Here is a 16,726-nt window from a genome sequence, read left to right as displayed (position 1 = left end):
GCTTTTTTATAATTTGTTTCAATGGGTTAGCTGGGTTTAAGATATGTAAATTACCTATCAATCTTTCCAGTTCGTCCTAATGAGGTGCGTATTATAGACGGTTTATTTGCTAAGTCAAGAAGTTTTTTTATTTGGTTTGAAAGTTTTTATCAGGCTACTTCTACTTATAGGCAGGTTGAATGAAACTCTCTCGCTAATGGTGGTTTATTCAGTGCTAAGCACTTTGTAAACACTCTTCCCTTTCGACTGGGTGGCATTATACGCGCATTTGAAGGTGGGTCAAGGGGTTATTAAATTTTATTTTATATACTTTACAACCCCTTGATTAATTAAGATTTAAATCTGAGATTTTGTTTTCAATTTCACATTTTACTTTTTAGGGTGGTAACAATACCTGATAAGGCATAGATGATACCAATGGCCAAGATGCCAACAGGGATATCATATAAGATGATACTCATGACTAATACGCCAATGATAAGCACAACGAATGGCACTTTCTTTTTATCAAACTCTTTAAAGCTATAGTATTTGACGTTACTGACCATCAATAAACCACAAATCACCACCCAAGCGGCAAACAGTAGCATGATCGCCGTATCATATTGTCCAATCCACTCATTATGATCTATTGCGACCATAACAGCCGCGGTGACTAAGATAGCAGCAAGTGGGCTTGCCAAACCGACAAAATACTTTTTATCGACAATACCAACCTGTACGTTAAAGCGCGCCAAGCGAAACGCGCCGCAGGCTGTAAAGACGAAAGCGCAACCGAGACCAATACGACCTAACGGCTGTAGCGCAAAACTATAAACCAAAATCGCTGGCGCAACGCCAAAAGCTAGCATATCGGCAAGCGAATCATACTGCTCGCCAAAAGGACTTTGCGCATTAAGCATACGCGCAACGCGCCCATCGGCTCCATCAAGAATGGCGGATAAGAAAATCGCCAGTGAGGCTTTATAAAATTCGCCTTGGGTACTGGCTAAAATAGAATAAAAACCCGATAGCAAAGATAAAGTTGTGATGAGATTGGGCGCTAAATATACACCGCGACTGACCACGCGCTTACCTTCGGCGACTTCTGCTTCAATCACCTCAAAGGTTAAGCCATCATAATTATCATCATCCGCTAGGCGAATATTGAACTCATGCTCATCGACAAAAGGCGGCTGAGTGGCAGCGCTATCTTGTAACAATGGCTCTTTTACCAAAACACCATTCATAACACCATCCGTTACCAGACTTTCTTGTGTCCGCTTGTCTTTGCGCAGACCGTCTTTTAGTAGATTGCTTGATGAGTGATCAGTCGTCATAACGATATCCTTATTCGCCAACCAGCCAGCGCACATTGGTCGCACTATCAGGAGACATATTTGGTGCATCCGCAACCTTTAGCACGGGCTGTAAGAAACGCAAAATCTCACGCGCGTGGTTGTCAAACTGCCAAGGCGGATTGATAACGAGTAATCCTGTACCGTTCAGACCAACAGCTATATCGTTAGGATAGATATTGAGCTCGCAAACCAGTTGGCGTCTCATCTCAGTACGTTTTAGCTTTTTATAAAACAGCTCGACCGCTTCCATGTTTTTAATCGGGTACCATAAGGCATAAGTACCTTGTGGCCATTTATTATAAGAGTGCACCAATAGATCAATCAAACGGGTAAAGTCTTTGTGCTCTTGCTCGTAAGGGGGATCAAGGAAAATCAGGCCGCGCTTCTCTTTTGGCGGAATAACCGCAGCGATACCTTCAAAGGCATTGCGATGATGAATACCAATCGGCAATTTATACAGCTGATAATTTAGTGCATCGTATTCACTGGCTTTGGCTTCAAACGCTTCGCCGCGCACGCCCGCATCAGGATTTTTTTCAACATGATGCGCAATCCACCAAGGCGAGCCGGGATAGACTTTTTTATCATAAGTGAAACGCGCTTGTTTAATGCCTTCCATATAGTCTTTGACTGCCGCCGGAGCTTTTTCAACGTCAGCTTTTAACAAAGCTTGGATACCGCCTTTGGCTTCGCCTGTTTTGCGCGCCTCTTCACTGCCGAGCGAGTACAGGCCGCGACCGCCATAAGCATCAAGCACATAAAAAGGTTTGTTTTTTTGCCCCAATTGATTCAGCAGTTGTACCAGTAAAATGTGTTTAACAACATCGGCAAAGTTACCAGCGTGATAGGCGTGTTTATAGTTCATAATCTCAAAAGTTTAAATAAGAAAAATTGCATCTATGGTAGCATAGGCAGAGTAAAAGATAACGATGGTTTTGGTAAAAAGGCAGTGATTGGCTGTGTGTTGACAGCAAATAGCATGTTTATCGATAAAGGCGAGGCAAAATGACGCAGATTATTAGCAATCTTGATGTGACAAAGTTAGTCGTCGATCATCCGATTGGGGCGGATAACCCGCCACTACTATATCCCTCTAGCGATAACGAAAGTCAAACGCCGCCAACTCAGCGTGAATTACAATTCACCGATTTCGATATCGATTGGCAAGAGAAGCTGACCGATAAGCAGCTAGATAAGTTTGTAGATGATGGCTGGATGATTATTGATGAGGTGTTTGACAATAAAGCGCTGTTAGCTCTGCAATCTGAAAGCGGTTTTATTGACTATCGTGACGCCGAACTGACCGCCGGTATTCGAGTCAGCGATATTCGCGGCGACCGTATTCGCTGGATTACCGAAAACTTTTTTGCAGGCTACTATTATTTACAAAGTATCAATGCGCTTGCTGTTTTATTCAATCAAAGCTTATTTGCCGGTATTCGCCATAGTGAAGCACATTACGCTTGTTATCCGGTAGGCTTTGGCTATCAATGGCATAGCGACAATCCTGCTGGACGTGACGAGCGCGTTATCTCGGCGGTATTTTATCTCAATGATGATTGGCGCGATAGTGACGGCGGCGCTTTAGAAATCGTCGATAAACATGGCGTTCATCATAATGTCATGCCTGTTGCTAATAGATTGGTCATATTTGATAGTGACCTACAACATCAAGTGCAAATCGCCCATCGTCAGCGTTATTCTATTGCTACTTGGATGCGCCGTGATGGTTTGGTGCCTTTTGTTAAAGGTAATATTTAAAGTCCATTAGCTATTACTTTAAATAAGCCTTGTTAATTAAGGATAATGATAATGCATAAAACCTTATATAGAAGCTTGCTCTTAATTGCTATGTTCCCTCTGATTGTGAGCTGCGAGACACTTAATCATCAAGCCGCTACTCAAAAAAACAATGAGTTATTTTTTACCTATTATTTACCAAAATCCACGCCTGAAGAACCTCTCATAATTAATCCGACTGCTATTACTACTGAATTCAAATATGAGGATGGGTGTTTACTTGCATTTGATGGAAGCAGATGGATGACACCTGTATTTCCCGAAGGACATGCAACTTTTAATAGTCATCATAAGACTTTAAGACTATTAGGAACGAGTTATAAAATGGGTGAAGTGATTTCTGCAGCCGGCTATGTGCATACTTACAACAGTGACAAAGTTAAAAATTATAGTAATACCCCAGCCGAAAAGTGCATTACAGAGTATCTAGCAATATATTACGGCGATTATGAAAAAATTGACTTGGATAAAAACTAAATTTTTTCAGACCTCAAATTATAAACATCAAAACAACATATCTAGGACTGTCATGAGTTCAGAAAATAATAGTAAAACCCTTCAACAGCAAACGCTAGAGCTAAGCATCGCCCTACTTGAACGCCCGTCCGTTACCCCCGATGATGATGGCTGCCAAGATATATTGTCAGAGCGTCTGACGCAAGCTGGGTTTAATTGTGAGTTTATGTATTACGGTGATAAACAGGCAAAAGGCGAGCACGCTGAAGTCAAAAACCTTTGGGCGCGCCGTGGTACAGCCGATCCCGTTATTTGCTTTGCTGGTCATACCGACGTCGTACCAACTGGTGATGAAAACAATTGGACTTATCCACCATTTACACCAACCATCGCTGATGGTTATCTATGGGCGCGCGGTGCCGCTGATATGAAAACTGGCATTGCTGCTTTTACCGTTGCCGCCGAGCGTTTTGTCGCTAATTATCCTAAGCACAATGGCTCTATTGCTTTTTTAATCACCGCAGATGAAGAAGGCCCGTCCATCAATGGCACGGTGAAAGTCATTGAAACGCTTGAAGCGCGCAATGAGAAAATTACCTATTGCCTCGTCGGCGAGCCATCAAGTACCGACACGCTTGGCGATATCATTAAAAATGGTCGCCGCGGCTCATTGGGCGCAGAGCTTACTGTCACGGGTAAACAAGGTCACGTTGCCTACCCGCACCTTGCCTCAAATCCGATACATGCAGCGATGGCAGCATTGGCAGAACTTACAGCTACAACTTGGGATAACGGTAACGACTACTTCCCTGCGACTTCCCTGCAAATCTCTAATATTAATGGCGGTACGGGCGCGACCAACGTCATTCCTGAAACGCTAAAAGTGGTTTTCAATTTTCGTTTTTCGACAGAAACTACTGAAGAAGAGCTAAAAGCAAAAACCCATGCTATCTTTGATAAGCATTTTGAAAACAGCAAAGCCAGTTATGATATTCATTGGAAATTATCCGGTCAGCCATTTTTAACCCCAGAAGGCAAACTCGTATCAGCCTGCCAGCAAGCAATTAAATCTGTGACCGATGTTGATACCACGTTATCTACATCAGGCGGCACCTCAGATGGCCGCTTTATTGCGCCAACTGGCGCGCAAGTGGTTGAGCTTGGCGTGCGTAACGCCACCATTCATCAGGTCGATGAAAAAGTAGAAATTGATGACTTAGGGAGATTGGCGCAGATTTATGAAGGGATATTGGAGAATTTATTGTTGGATTGAAAATTTTATCCAATATTTGAGGATAGGCTGCAATGATTAAATGTAACCCTATAACGCTCGCCTTTACTGTCGTGATGACTGCGTTATTAAATGGCTGTAATGCCGCATCATACGCACCATTAAAATCTGAACATACAGGTACGGTAGTTGAGCAAAAAAAAATTTATATTGATTGGTCAAAAATTGATACTAAATCCAATATTTCTATCGACAATGCACCACGAGATGTCGACTACCCAGACTATATTGTCAGTTTAGCAGATGCCGTTAATAGACCTGTCGCCGATATTTATCGTCATGAAATGGTATATGGTTCAGCAGAGGTACAACAGTTCGTGGATCAAGTAAAAGCACAACTTGGTGATAGCTATGTTGACATTTATGGTAATGGCGATGGTGTGCCGAAATATTTTATCGTCACGCGACAGAATGTAGTCGCTGACAATTACGAATATGTCATTAAAAAAAGCGAGCTACGCGGCTTTAGCATAGCTATTGAAATATTACCAATAGCTGATAGAAGTCGCGCTCAGATGCTAGATGTTTATAATAGCCAAGAAGATATAGAAGAAATTGATAAAATTATCAAGAAGTACGGCGGCGAGATGCAAGGCTTAGGCTTTACGCCTATGGGGTTTAAAATTGTTATCGATACTTACTTTCAGAAGCCTCTAACGACTACGCGCCATACACAAATAGAAAATGAGTTAAAACAGTTAACAGGTGTGAATGTAGAAGTTAGACAAACGGGTAGATTAATACTTTAAATTTTTTTATTAAATTATCAGCGTGGTGGGTTACGCTTGAGCTAACCCACCCTACAATATCTTCAAATATCATAGCTATATTCTATATTTTTCTACTCAATCCCAATATAAACGTCCACTTGCCCATACTCTAGATTACCATCAATATAATGCTCAAAATCGACGTTATAAGTGCGAGTATGCTCACAGCTTGGATCATTAAAATATTCCCAAGCCTTCTCCCATGCATTCATCACGGTATTAGGCATATTGCCTGTTTCAGAAAACACCAAGTATTTTCCTGCAGGAATGGCTATCGTTACAAGATTGTTGGCATTAGCCGCCACGTTATCTGGCTGCGCTTCCTCACTATCTACTTGCCAACCGGCCACAACATCAAACGCCCCTACTAAATCGGCGCTTTCATAATTGTGGTAGATGCCATAGATATCCTGACCTTCAGGCAAATCTCCCATGTAGTTTTGATAAAACTTTTGCCATAAGCGACCTAATTTTGCCGTTTCATGGCTAATTTCAGCGTGATTGGTCGTACGAATGCTAATACCCTTGCAAGCTATCGCTTCGGCTAGCTCTTTAATTTGAGACGTCATGATGCTGCCTGCCCTGTTGTTCTCTGTCATTGTTATTTGATGTGCTGTTAAAGAAAAAAATCGCCTTAATCGCCTTAATCGGCTTCATCAATCCAATTCATCTGAATGGATTCTAAGATACCCTCGTTTGATTTTTGCGGATCGTCATCAAAGCCTTCTAATTCCGTCACCCAACGATGTAAATCGGTAAAGCGAATGTACTGCGGATCGACATCTGGAAATTTTTCATAAAGCTCGATAGCGATGTCTAAGCTGTCTGTCCATTTTAATTTTTGCGGGGTCATAGTGGCTCCTTAACTGTTATTTATTTTATACCTGTCATCGAACTGATGGACAGTTCGACTGGCTAATTGTTAAATGATTTGCTTGGCAATTTAGTAATCTCTATCCTAGCAAAATTCGCCAGCTGATTATAGACAAGTTCATTATGCAGTGTTTATTGCTTCGGTTACTTTGGTCGAGGCAGTAGATTTGGCAGATTTAATCGCTACTTGATGCTGGTTCCAAGAATCAATAACGTCATTTGACTGCTCGCCTAGCATATCCAATACTTCTGGCGCACACTTACCTTTTTTATCGGTTAAGACAAACTTAGTCATACCAACGCCCATCAACTGATTTTTTACAAAAAAGCGCGTTTCAAAATAGACGTATTTTTTATCCCAGCCGACAAGCGTACTATTTACCGACATTTTATTAAGGAATTTAATTTCTTTGAGATAAACCATTTCTTGCATGGCAATAATCCAGCCGAGATTTTTAATGTCTTTTTGATGACAGCATGCCATCAGCCAACGGGTAATATTGAGCTCAATAAATGATAAATAACGGTAATTTGGTAAATGATCGCGAAAGCCCATATCATGCGGTAATACGCGATAACGACGTACCACTGGTGTGGCCAATTGCTCAATACTTAGCTTTTCTTTAACTGATTGTTGCTTAAGTTGCTGCTTTAATAAGCTGACCATAATAAAAAAACGTATCAACATGTTCATAAATAATTCTCTTAATAGTTATTCTTTATAAATAATGACTGAGTATAGCTTTGATAAATGCTGCTTACCTTAACGCAAAAAAAGCCACCTGAGTGACTTTTTTATTGGCAAAATTATATATTTAAAACGCATGGTTAAAAACCAATTTTGCAGATTAGTGACCGCCGCCATTGATACTACGAACCATCTCTTCGACCATTTTCTTGGCATCACCAAAGATCATCATGGTTTTATCCATATAGAACAAGCTATTATCAAGACCTGCATAACCGGTACTCATTGAGCGCTTAATGACCATGACCGTTTGCGCTTTATTGACTTCTAAGATTGGCATACCAAAGATTGGTGACGACGGATCGTCTTTTGCCGATGGATTGACGACGTCGTTGGCGCCAATGACCAAAACCACATCGGTACTGGCGAAGTCTGAGTTAATCTCATCCATCTCAAGAATGTCATCATAAGGCACGTCGGCTTCCGCCAATAGGACGTTCATGTGTCCTGGCATACGACCAGCGACCGGATGAATCGCAAAGCGAACATTGACGCCTTCTTCTTTTAACAGCTCATACAATTCTTTGACCGCGTTTTGTGCCCGGCCCTGTGCCATACCATAACCTGGCACAATCACCACGCTGCTGGCATTAGACATGAGGAATCCTGCATCTTCTGCTGAGCCTGCTTTGTAAGTTTTTGGTGCGCCATCATCAGCGCCTGCAGCGGCGGCTGACGTTCCCATACCGCCGAATAAGACGTTTAGTAGTGAGCGGTTCATAGCTTTACACATGATATAAGATAAAATCGCCCCCGATGAACCAACGAGTGAACCTGCAATAATCAGCATCGAGTTGCCAAGGGTAAAACCAATACCTGCTGCTGCCCAACCTGAAAATGAGTTCAATAGCGACACAACGACTGGCATATCGCCGCCACCAATTGGGGCAATCCACATCCAGCCAAATAGCACTGCTAATACGGCCATCGCGTAAAAAGCTGGCAATGAATCGATCATAAAGTAGACGATACCAAAGCCAATCATGGCAATAAATAAAATAGCCTGTACGGGCTTGACCCAGCCGCCTACCAGTGTTTTTGCCCAGCTCTTTGCGGCCAATTTACCAAAGGCAAAAACAGACGCTGAAAAGGTAATCGCACCAATAAAGCAACCGATAAACAGTTCAGCACGAGCGACTGCGCCATGCTGTTGCTCAGTATGCAATACAGTTGCCAGAGCAATCGCCACCGCCGCCAAACCAACAAACGAATGCATCAAGGCCACGGTTTCTGGCATTTGGGTCATGGCAACCGTTTTCGCTTTCCACATACCAACGAGTGCACCCAACACCATGGCACCGATAATTAACCAGAGCACAGGGCCTTCGGCTAAGAAAAAGGTCGTTACAACGGCAATCGCCATCGCCACCATACCAAAGCGGTTACCGCGAATGGCGGTTTTTGGACTAGAGAGACCGCGCAGGGTTAAGACAAAAAGGATGGCACCGATTAAGTAAAACCAATCCGCATTTGCCGCAATCATATTTGTTAAATCGCTCATGCATCGCCTCCGCTTTCAGTCGTCGCAGTTTCAGGAGCTGGCGCTTTTTTCGCTTTTGGTTTAAACATCGCGAGCATACGCTCGGTCACCGCAAAACCACCAAAAATATTGATGCTGGCTAAAAACACCGCAAAGGCACCGAGCAAGCTGGTTGGGGTAAACATCGCACCATCAATATTGACGGTTTGTAGCATCGCCCCGACGATGACGATACTTGATAACGCATTGGTTACCGCCATCAATGGCGTGTGCAATGCTGGCGTGACGCCCCAAACGACGTAATATCCGACGAAAATAGCGAGCACGAATACCGTGAAAATCGCTACAAACGGTGTGCTACTCATGGCCGCACCCGCTGGCGCTGCCGCTAAAATAGTGGCAATCATCTAATCCTCCTAAAAATTTGTTCGAGTCTGGCAAATGTAGGGTAATGAAACTTGAGACTGGATGGTTAAGGTTTAGCGTTTAGCAAGGCGTACTTGGTTGTCATGCGTCACCGCTAACGCCCCTTGAATCTCATCATTCATGTCTAAATTAAGTGCCAGCGTTTTCGCTGAAGCGTCGTCTGTAGCTGCAGGAGCCATTAAAGTAGTGATAAAATTAACAAGGTTATTGGCATATAAATCTGAAGACTGCGCTGCCAGTTGTGATGGGATATTGGCCGCGCCAACGATACGCACGCCGTTTGGCGTGGTAATGGTTTCATCAGGCACACTGCCCTCGACATTTCCACCCGTACCAGCTGCCATGTCAATCAGTACTGAGCCGGCTTTCATTTTGGCAAGCGTTGCCCCGTGCACTAAGCGCGGCGCGTCACGTCCAGGAATCTGCGCGGTGGTGATAACGATATCAGCGTTACTTAATGCCTTGTCAACCACAGCAGCTTGATCTTTGATATATTGCTCAGATGGCGTCCATGCATAGCCGCCCGTTGCTTTGGCTTTTTGCGCTTCGTCTTCGCTCATTGGCACGTCGAGCCATTTACCGCCAAGCGATTCCACCTGCTCTTTGGCAGCAGGTCGCAAATCACTGGCTTCAACGACAGCGCCTAAACGCTTTGCTGTGGCAATCGCCTGCAAACCTGCAACACCAACGCCTAAGATAACCACTTTGGCAGGTTTCACCGTTCCCGCTGAGGTCATAAACATCGGAAACGGACGCGAGTATTCGTTAGCAGCAAGCAATACGGCTTTATAACCGGCAAGGTTGGCTTGTGAGGATAAAACGTCCATGTTTTGCGCGCGTGATAAGGTACGTGGCAAGAGCTCCATGGCAAAGGCGGTCGCGCCTTTGGCCGCGTAAGTATCAAGTTGGCTATTGCGATATGGGTCAAGCATACCGATAACCACTTGACCGGCCGTTAAATGCTCAGTCACCGCTGCTGGCAAATCATTGACGGTAGTAATAATTTGCGCTTGCTTGACGACCTCGGTACTACTGTTGGCAATATCAGCACCCGCTGCTTGATACAGCTCATCGGCATAATACGCTGCTTGACCGGCTCCTGACTGGATGACGACTTCAAACCCAAGTTTACGTAATTTTTTTACCGCGTCTGGGGTTAGCGCTACCCGTTTTTCACTTGCGCTATCTGCACTAATAACACCGATTTTCATACCGTCTCCTTACTTACGTCTAATGACCATACTCACGTCTAATGACTACCTTTTAACACCCGCAACGCACATTTAAAAAGCACAGGGGACAAAAAAATCTTTGGTCACGGTTGGTTAAGAACTTACGACCAAAGATTATCAATTTAATAAATGAAAGCTTCTTTGCCATCATGTCTTTTTATTATAGAGATATCGCTCGCAAACTTTCATTGTCTAATGATGACCCACAAGTAAAATAAAAAGTTAGGCATTTACACCATCATCATAACTTTTATTGTTATATTAAAAACTTTTATTTTTTCCGGCCGCGCGTGAAGCCTGTAAGCTAGTAGCTCACGACCAGGCAAAAATTGTTTTAATATCTGACATATGTTCATGATAACGCTTAAAAATACAAAACCGCCACGACTAAGTCAAGATAAAATATTGCCTGTCGTATAATAAGAAAACCTGACACTTAAATAGCATACGAATTGACTCACTATAATAAGGAATAATGATGTATTTTTTACTCTCCCCTGCCAAATCGCTCAACGAAAAAGACGCCGTACCCGTAAATTTGGCCGACTTCTACAGTCAGCCCGAGCTGATTGAGCACGCGCAAACACTCATGAAAAACTTAAAAGCAAAAGAGCCGATTGATTTACAAGAGCTGATGGGCATTTCTGACGATTTGGCGCAGCTCAATGCGAAGCGCAATCAAGAATGGGCTTGGAGTGAGAATACTCCCTTTACGGACGACAACGCCAAGCCGGCAGGTTATTTATTTGATGGCGATGTTTATAGCGGCCTTGATATGTATCACATGGATAAAGACACCGCCATTTATGTCAATGAACATTTGGGTATTTTGTCAGGGCTTTATGGTGTGTTAAAGCCGCTCGATTTAATTCAGCCGTATCGCTTGGAGATGGGCACAAAGCTAAAAAACGAGCGCGGTGATAACTTATACGAGTTTTGGGGCGAACAAGTGACTGACATTATCAATGCGCGACTGGTAGATAGCGAAAATAAAGTTTTGGTTAACCTCGCCTCTAATGAGTATTTTAAAGTGATAAAAAAGAAGGCGTTAAATGCGGAGATTATCACGCCGCGGTTTGAAGACGAGAAAAATGGTCAATACAAAGTAATTAGCTTTTATGCCAAAAAAGCTCGTGGGCTGATGGTGAAATACGCTGCTGATAATAAATTGACTAGTGCTGAGCAATTAAAGCAGTTTGATGTGGCGGGTTATTATTATGTCGATGAGTTATCTGATGATAAAACGTGGGTGTTTAGACATGATGAAGCAAGTCAGTAGTTTTGAAAAAAATATCTCATTTGCATAAAAAAACCCCGATAAGCTTAGCCTATCGGGGTTTTGTTTGGATTAGGTTTAACAAGTAGGTTATGACAAAGTCATACTTCTAGCGAAAAGCGATTTGTCGAGGAAGACGCGCGAAAATAGTACCTATTGTACATTGACATTGAGCGCGTCTGACAAAGAAAAATCGCTTTGTAGCAGAAGTAAAATTACATCATACCGCCCATGCCACCCATACCGCCCATGCCACCAGCAGCGCCCATGCCAGCCATAGCATCATCACCTTGCGGTAAATCAGTAATCATGGCTTCAGTGGTCAGCATGAGGCCGGCGACAGAAGCGGCGTTTTCTAGTGCAGAGCGTGATACTTTTGCTGGGTCAAGAATACCCATCTCGAGCATATCGCCGTATTCACCAGACGCGGCATTATAACCGTAGTTACCGCTACCATTTTTCACTTCGTTAACCACCACTGACGCTTCATCGCCTGAGTTGGTCACGATTTGACGTAATGGCGCTTCCATTGCACGGCGTAAAATATTGATACCCGCATTTTGGTCATCGTTATCGCCACGAAGCTCAGATAATGCATTCATTGCACGAACAAGAGCGACACCGCCACCAGGGACAACGCCTTCTTCAACCGCTGCGCGAGTTGCATGTAGCGCATCATCAACGCGATCTTTCTTCTCTTTCATTTCAGTTTCGGTCGCCGCGCCAACTTTGATAACGGCAACGCCGCCAGCAAGTTTCGCCATACGCTCTTGCAGCTTTTCTTTATCATAGTCAGACGTTGATTCTTCAACTTGACGTTTAATAGAGTCAACGCGGTTTTCGATGTCAGCGGTGTTACCAGCGCCATCAACGATAACGGTGTTTTCTTTACCGACAGTGACTTTTTTCGCCGTACCCAATTGCTCTAGCGTCGCAGTCTCAAGACTTAGACCAATTTCTTCAGAGATAACGGTACCGCCAGTTAGCGTTGCGATATCTTCTAACATGGCTTTACGGCGATCGCCAAATCCTGGTGCTTTAACGGCACAAGTTTTTAAGCCGCCACGCATGTTGTTTACCACTAAAGTCGCTAACGCTTCGTTTTCTACGTCTTCAGCAATAATGAGTAGTGGCTTGCTTTGCTGCATGACTTGCTCAAGTAATGGCACGATTTCGCGGATATTGCTGATTTTTTTGTCAACAAGCAAGATATATGGGTTTTCAAATTCAGCGGTTAAGCTGTCTTGTTTGTTGGCAAAGTATGGGCTGATATAACCACGGTCAAACTGCATACCTTCAACCACTTCTAAGGTATCTTCAAAGCTTGAACCTTCTTCAACGGTGATAACGCCTTGCTTACCCACTTTTTCCATTGCTTGGGCAATTAGCTCACCGATTTTGGTGTCTGAGTTAGCAGAAATAGAACCCACTTGCGCAATCGCTTTTGAGTCATCAGCAGGCGTTGATAGCTCATGGATTTGCTCAACCGCAGCGCGCACGGCTTTATCGATACCGCGTTTTAGATCCATTGGGTTCATGCCAGCGGCAACTGACTTCATGCCTTCTTGCAAGATTGATTGCGCCAATACGGTCGCAGTCGTTGTACCATCACCAGCAACGTCGTTGGTGCGGCTAGCCACTTCACGAACCAATTGCGCGCCCATGTTTTCAAATTTGTTTTCCAGCTCGATTTCTTTGGCAACCGATACACCATCTTTTGTGATGGTAGGTGCGCCAAACGATTTATCGATAACCACGTTACGACCTTTAGGGCCTAAGGTGACTTTTACCGCGTTTGCTAGAACGTTTACGCCGTCCATCATTTGTTTACGGGCATCAATGCCAAATTTTACGTCTTTTGCCATGTTAAATTACTCCACTATTATAAGTATGAGAATGCAATTAAATGTTTCAATGTTATTTTCGATATTTTCGGTGTTTGCAAAATGTGCCGAGTATAAAGGAATACTCAAAAATTAGCCTTCTAGCACACCTAATACATCAGACTCTTTCATAATCAATAGCTCTTCGCCGTCAACTTTAACCGTTTGACCAGCATATTGACCAAACAAGACTTTGTCGCCAACTTTTACATCTAACGCGCGAGTTTCACCGTTGTCGCGAATTTGGCCATTACCAGCTGCTATCACTTCACCTTGCGAAGGTTTTTCTTGTGCTGAACCAGGAAGCAAAATACCACCGGCCGTTTTTGTTTCTTCTTCGATACGGCGGACGACAATACGGTCATGTAAAGGACGAATGTTCATCGATATGACTCCAAAATTTGGTTAATAAAATAAGGGTTTATTTGAATAAATGGTCTCAAGACCAGTATCTATAAGAAATGCGCCGAAAAACTGGCACCTTATAGATAAGCGTTGAGCTTGTATCAAAAAGTGGGGGCAAGGACAGTTTGGTTCAAGTGTAAAGACCAAAAATTTACAAGAATTTTGCACATCGCTAGTTATTCAGCCGGTAATGACCCTTATAAAAAGTCAGTTAAGTGAATTGCGCAGCCTTAAAATGTTTATCACATCTTTTACAGCACCGTTTGCTTCTCATTTTTTTATTAATTTACAACAAGTTACCGCGCTTGCCACGTTTCGCAAAACCAGCAACATTGACTACATTAACCAAACGCTTAAAGCGCTTGCCGCCCTTGAAAATGTAACAGAGTATGACAATATAAGGTTGAGCACACAGTATTTAACGCATAATAAGCCTGATAAGTAAAAAACTACAGCTAATTAAAAACGAATCCCACAAATTGAAATTAAATTAAGGAACATCCATGAGTTTTTTATCAAATCCGAAACCATCCCTATCAGCCCATTCTAATAACCTGAAACGCAGCGCCTCTAAATTCTTGACTGCCTTGACCACTGGGGCGAGTATTGCTGCGATTGGAGCTTTAAGTATGACCGCACCGACCCTTGCGAGCGCCAAAAATATCGAACCTTCAAGTGCCAACTATAGCTTTACCGTCGAAGACAAATATAAAGGTACGGCGACCCGTACATTAAATAAGTCCGGTAATACGTGGAAATATAATGTCAATGCCCGCGTGGCGGGCGTGGCAACTGCCTCACAAAACAGCACGTTTACCCTTAAAGGTAACAATGTCATCCCAACCCAAGCCAGCACCACTTATAAGCTATTGGGCGTTGGCCGTACGCATAAATTGGACTTTAATCCAAGCAGTAAAAAAGTGGTGAGTAACTATAGAGGCAAATCAACGACGTTAGATATGGCGCAGCAAGCCTTTGATGATTTGAGCCTTGAGGTGCAAATTCGCCAAGATTTACTAAACGGTAAATTCTCGGGTAATTACTACATGGCGAAAAAAGACAAAATTGAGAAAACACCCTTTAAAAAATCGGGTAGTACCAAGATTACCGTACCAGCCGGCACCTTTGACACCGTTCGTGTCGACCGTATCCATGACGATAACAGCCGCTCGACCAGTTTTTGGTTGGCGCCAAGCTTAGATTATCTACCTATCAAAGTAAGCCAAATTAACGATGGCAAAAAGATGGATTTAGAATTAACCAAAGTTAATTAAACAGTTTGTAGAACAATCAAAAATATAAAAAAGCGGCGCTCTGTTTGGAGCGCCGCTTTTTTGTTATCCAAATAAAATCATACATAAAACCTTTAGCGCGAACGCGGTTGCTTCACGACATTATTCATCGACGGTAGACGTTTTAACAAAATAAACAACCAGACGTTTATAGTAAGTAATAATACAAAATCAAGCAAATATACTATTATCTCAGCCCAACTACTGCCGTAGATACGGGTGAATAACACCACACCGCTCGCCCCAAGATAAACCAAGGTAAACATACTGCCTATCAATAGTGCATAAGGCGAACGCCCGCGTAATATCGATGGCGTTAAGACAAACGCTGGCAGCAGCCATAACGCTTGCCAAGCAATACCGCCGATAATATCTGGACTGCTCGGGTTAAAAACACTGATTAAGATTGGCAGCCCAAGCAATCTAAAAACCAGCCAAACCAACCACGTCATCATCAAACGCTGACGCATAGGCGCTATTGGTTTTTGTGCCTTCATCGCCTGAGATGTTTTACCTGTTGGCATTTGGGCGTTACTGTCCTGATTGGAATGATTATTAGCCATGAGAGGTATTTATTTCCTAATTGATAACGGCAAGCGACAATAGATAGACAGCAATTAACTAGATAACAATTAACGCTGCCAATTGGCTTGTGCTAGTGCAGAGGCCGTAATCGCCAAACGACGGCCTTGAGCAATTGCCAGCTCACGCTCATCCGCCGATACGGCCTGATCGTGTGACGCACCGCTGACATGACTGGCACCATAAGGCGAGCCGCCACGACTGGTACGATTTAGGGCAGGTTCAGCATAGGGTATGCCTACAATCATCATGCCATGGTGCAACAGCGGCATCATCATCGTCAGCAGCGTCGTTTCTTGTCCGCCATGCATCGAACCGGTTGCGGTAAATACGGCGGCGGGTTTGTTTTGTAGGTTACCTGCCAGCCAAAGGGTCACGGTATTGTCCCAAAAGTACTTCATGGGCGCGGCCATATTGCCAAAGTGCGTTGGGCTGCCAAGCGCAAGACCGCTGCAATCTTTTAAATCGTCCATGGTGCAATACAAATCGCCGTCATCAGGGATGGCAGGCTTAGTTGCGATGGTTTCAGGCGCGACTGTCGGCACCGTACGAATACGCGCGGTCATGCCAGCGTCTTCAATACCTTGGGCGATGGCATATGCTAATGTCTTTGTCGTACCATAATTTGAATAATAAAGCACCAAAACATAGGGGGCGGTCTGACTCATTAGCAAAACATCCTTACAAAAACGTGAAAATAAATGGTCAAGGCGCGTCAGCTCTATTATAAATGACACGCCCGACCAATAGATGTGCACATTATGCCCGAGTCATTCACTGGTATGCAAACAAAGCGCATTTGGCAATGATGTTTTGTAGATGATAGAGACAAGCATTGAAACTGACGGTAACTTAGGGCGTGTCATCAATTA

General features: G+C 43.5%; 19 protein-coding genes. 7 read left to right on the top strand and 12 right to left on the bottom strand.

From position 1 onward, the window contains the following. Window positions 1-362 precede the first annotated feature (362 nt). Together pssA and B4240_RS06710 are read right to left on the bottom strand one after the other, a co-directional pair. Window positions 363-1,319, bottom strand: a complete 957-nt coding sequence (gene pssA, locus B4240_RS06715; protein ID WP_296237698.1) for a CDP-diacylglycerol--serine O-phosphatidyltransferase — start codon at window positions 1,317-1,319, stop codon at window positions 363-365. Between the two features lie 10 nt (window positions 1,320-1,329). Continuing rightward, window positions 1,330-2,205, bottom strand: a complete 876-nt coding sequence (locus B4240_RS06710) for a 23S rRNA (adenine(2030)-N(6))-methyltransferase RlmJ (protein WP_296237697.1) — start codon at window positions 2,203-2,205, stop codon at window positions 1,330-1,332. Between the two features lie 140 nt (window positions 2,206-2,345). Between B4240_RS06710 and B4240_RS06705 the strand changes: the two genes are divergently transcribed. The 4 genes from B4240_RS06705 to B4240_RS06690 are packed head-to-tail and all read left to right on the top strand — an operon-like array spanning window position 2,346 to window position 5,636. Next, window positions 2,346-3,101 carry a 2OG-Fe(II) oxygenase gene (locus tag B4240_RS06705; protein ID WP_296237695.1) on the top strand — a complete coding sequence of 252 codons (756 nt, stop codon included), beginning with the start codon at window positions 2,346-2,348 and terminating at the stop codon, window positions 3,099-3,101. 51 nt (window positions 3,102-3,152) lie between these two features. Next, window positions 3,153-3,617, top strand: coding sequence for a hypothetical protein (locus B4240_RS06700; RefSeq protein WP_296237693.1), 465 nt, complete (start codon window positions 3,153-3,155; stop codon window positions 3,615-3,617). A 52-nt stretch (window positions 3,618-3,669) separates the two neighbouring features. Beyond that, entirely contained in the window at window positions 3,670-4,869 is a 1,200-nt protein-coding gene (dapE, locus tag B4240_RS06695; RefSeq protein ID WP_296237691.1) for a succinyl-diaminopimelate desuccinylase, read from the top strand. Between the two features lie 32 nt (window positions 4,870-4,901). Beyond that, complete coding sequence (locus B4240_RS06690; protein WP_296237689.1) at window positions 4,902-5,636, top strand: hypothetical protein; 735 nt, start codon at window positions 4,902-4,904, stop codon at window positions 5,634-5,636. A 92-nt stretch (window positions 5,637-5,728) separates the two neighbouring features. On the opposite strand, the gene B4240_RS06685 is transcribed toward B4240_RS06690, so the two are convergent. From B4240_RS06685 to B4240_RS06660, 6 genes are all read right to left on the bottom strand, one after another. Then, a complete protein-coding gene (locus B4240_RS06685) occupies window positions 5,729-6,226 on the bottom strand; it encodes a GyrI-like domain-containing protein (protein ID WP_296237687.1) in 498 nt (165 codons plus the stop codon). A 74-nt stretch (window positions 6,227-6,300) separates the two neighbouring features. Further along, window positions 6,301-6,510, bottom strand: a complete 210-nt coding sequence (gene iscX, locus B4240_RS06680) for a Fe-S cluster assembly protein IscX (RefSeq protein ID WP_296237685.1) — start codon at window positions 6,508-6,510, stop codon at window positions 6,301-6,303. Between the two features lie 141 nt (window positions 6,511-6,651). Then, window positions 6,652-7,224 carry an acyl-CoA thioesterase gene (locus tag B4240_RS06675; protein ID WP_296237683.1) on the bottom strand — a complete coding sequence of 191 codons (573 nt, stop codon included), beginning with the start codon at window positions 7,222-7,224 and terminating at the stop codon, window positions 6,652-6,654. Window positions 7,225-7,378: 154 nt separating this feature from the next. Further along, on the bottom strand, window positions 7,379-8,779 hold the full coding sequence (locus B4240_RS06670; RefSeq protein WP_414707100.1) for an NAD(P)(+) transhydrogenase (Re/Si-specific) subunit beta: 1,401 nt from the start codon (window positions 8,777-8,779) through the stop codon (window positions 7,379-7,381). Then, a complete protein-coding gene (locus tag B4240_RS06665) occupies window positions 8,776-9,165 on the bottom strand; it encodes a proton-translocating transhydrogenase family protein (protein ID WP_296237681.1) in 390 nt (129 codons plus the stop codon). Before B4240_RS06665 ends, B4240_RS06670 begins: the two co-directional genes overlap by 4 nt. A gap of 72 nt (window positions 9,166-9,237) precedes the next feature. After that, window positions 9,238-10,395: an NAD(P) transhydrogenase subunit alpha gene (locus tag B4240_RS06660; protein WP_296237680.1), complete on the bottom strand. Its 1,158-nt coding sequence runs from the start codon at window positions 10,393-10,395 to the stop codon at window positions 9,238-9,240. Between the two features lie 499 nt (window positions 10,396-10,894). Between B4240_RS06660 and yaaA the strand changes: the two genes are divergently transcribed. Then, window positions 10,895-11,695: a peroxide stress protein YaaA gene (gene yaaA / locus B4240_RS06655; protein WP_296237678.1), complete on the top strand. Its 801-nt coding sequence runs from the start codon at window positions 10,895-10,897 to the stop codon at window positions 11,693-11,695. A gap of 212 nt (window positions 11,696-11,907) precedes the next feature. Here yaaA and groL read toward each other — a convergent pair whose 3' ends face one another. Then, complete coding sequence (gene groL, locus B4240_RS06650; protein WP_296237677.1) at window positions 11,908-13,557, bottom strand: chaperonin GroEL; 1,650 nt, start codon at window positions 13,555-13,557, stop codon at window positions 11,908-11,910. A gap of 111 nt (window positions 13,558-13,668) precedes the next feature. Then, a complete protein-coding gene (locus B4240_RS06645) occupies window positions 13,669-13,959 on the bottom strand; it encodes a co-chaperone GroES (protein ID WP_296237676.1) in 291 nt (96 codons plus the stop codon). A gap of 211 nt (window positions 13,960-14,170) precedes the next feature. Here B4240_RS06645 and B4240_RS06640 point away from each other — a divergent pair, with 211 nt between their 5' ends. Continuing rightward, window positions 14,171-14,425 (top strand): hypothetical protein, encoded by a 255-nt coding sequence (locus B4240_RS06640; protein WP_296237675.1) that lies wholly within the window; start codon window positions 14,171-14,173, stop codon window positions 14,423-14,425. A 58-nt stretch (window positions 14,426-14,483) separates the two neighbouring features. Then, on the top strand, window positions 14,484-15,254 hold the full coding sequence (locus B4240_RS06635; protein WP_296237674.1) for a DUF3108 domain-containing protein: 771 nt from the start codon (window positions 14,484-14,486) through the stop codon (window positions 15,252-15,254). 92 nt (window positions 15,255-15,346) lie between these two features. On the opposite strand, the gene B4240_RS06630 is transcribed toward B4240_RS06635, so the two are convergent. Then, a complete protein-coding gene (locus B4240_RS06630) occupies window positions 15,347-15,835 on the bottom strand; it encodes a hypothetical protein (RefSeq protein WP_296237673.1) in 489 nt (162 codons plus the stop codon). 69 nt (window positions 15,836-15,904) lie between these two features. After that, window positions 15,905-16,522 (bottom strand): NAD(P)H:quinone oxidoreductase, encoded by a 618-nt coding sequence (gene wrbA / locus B4240_RS06625; protein WP_296237672.1) that lies wholly within the window; start codon window positions 16,520-16,522, stop codon window positions 15,905-15,907. Between the last annotated feature and the right edge of the window lie 204 nt (window positions 16,523-16,726).

It is taken from the genome of Psychrobacter sp. UBA5136 (genome assembly GCF_002414005.1).
Taxonomy (GTDB): Bacteria; Pseudomonadota; Gammaproteobacteria; order Pseudomonadales; family Moraxellaceae; genus Psychrobacter.
This window is presented reverse-complemented; position numbering and strand designations above follow the sequence as displayed.

Excerpts from the sequence above, each read along its gene's own strand:
- pssA (WP_296237698.1), bottom strand. The coding sequence starts at position 1,319 with ATGACGACTGATCACTCATCAAGCAATCTACTAAAAGACGGTCTGCGC.
- B4240_RS06710 (WP_296237697.1), bottom strand. The coding sequence starts at position 2,205 with ATGAACTATAAACACGCCTATCACGCTGGTAACTTTGCCGATGTTGTT.
- B4240_RS06705 (WP_296237695.1), top strand. The coding sequence starts at position 2,346 with ATGACGCAGATTATTAGCAATCTTGATGTGACAAAGTTAGTCGTCGAT.
- B4240_RS06700 (WP_296237693.1), top strand. The coding sequence starts at position 3,153 with ATGCATAAAACCTTATATAGAAGCTTGCTCTTAATTGCTATGTTCCCT.
- dapE (WP_296237691.1), top strand. The coding sequence starts at position 3,670 with ATGAGTTCAGAAAATAATAGTAAAACCCTTCAACAGCAAACGCTAGAG.
- B4240_RS06690 (WP_296237689.1), top strand. The coding sequence starts at position 4,902 with ATGATTAAATGTAACCCTATAACGCTCGCCTTTACTGTCGTGATGACT.
- B4240_RS06685 (WP_296237687.1), bottom strand. The coding sequence starts at position 6,226 with ATGACGTCTCAAATTAAAGAGCTAGCCGAAGCGATAGCTTGCAAGGGT.
- iscX (WP_296237685.1), bottom strand. The coding sequence starts at position 6,510 with ATGACCCCGCAAAAATTAAAATGGACAGACAGCTTAGACATCGCTATC.
- B4240_RS06675 (WP_296237683.1), bottom strand. The coding sequence starts at position 7,224 with ATGAACATGTTGATACGTTTTTTTATTATGGTCAGCTTATTAAAGCAG.
- B4240_RS06670 (WP_414707100.1), bottom strand. The coding sequence starts at position 8,779 with ATGAGCGATTTAACAAATATGATTGCGGCAAATGCGGATTGGTTTTAC.
- B4240_RS06665 (WP_296237681.1), bottom strand. The coding sequence starts at position 9,165 with ATGATTGCCACTATTTTAGCGGCAGCGCCAGCGGGTGCGGCCATGAGT.
- B4240_RS06660 (WP_296237680.1), bottom strand. The coding sequence starts at position 10,395 with ATGAAAATCGGTGTTATTAGTGCAGATAGCGCAAGTGAAAAACGGGTA.
- yaaA (WP_296237678.1), top strand. The coding sequence starts at position 10,895 with ATGTATTTTTTACTCTCCCCTGCCAAATCGCTCAACGAAAAAGACGCC.
- groL (WP_296237677.1), bottom strand. The coding sequence starts at position 13,557 with ATGGCAAAAGACGTAAAATTTGGCATTGATGCCCGTAAACAAATGATG.
- B4240_RS06645 (WP_296237676.1), bottom strand. The coding sequence starts at position 13,959 with ATGAACATTCGTCCTTTACATGACCGTATTGTCGTCCGCCGTATCGAA.
- B4240_RS06640 (WP_296237675.1), top strand. The coding sequence starts at position 14,171 with ATGACCCTTATAAAAAGTCAGTTAAGTGAATTGCGCAGCCTTAAAATG.
- B4240_RS06635 (WP_296237674.1), top strand. The coding sequence starts at position 14,484 with ATGAGTTTTTTATCAAATCCGAAACCATCCCTATCAGCCCATTCTAAT.
- B4240_RS06630 (WP_296237673.1), bottom strand. The coding sequence starts at position 15,835 with ATGGCTAATAATCATTCCAATCAGGACAGTAACGCCCAAATGCCAACA.
- wrbA (WP_296237672.1), bottom strand. The coding sequence starts at position 16,522 with ATGAGTCAGACCGCCCCCTATGTTTTGGTGCTTTATTATTCAAATTAT.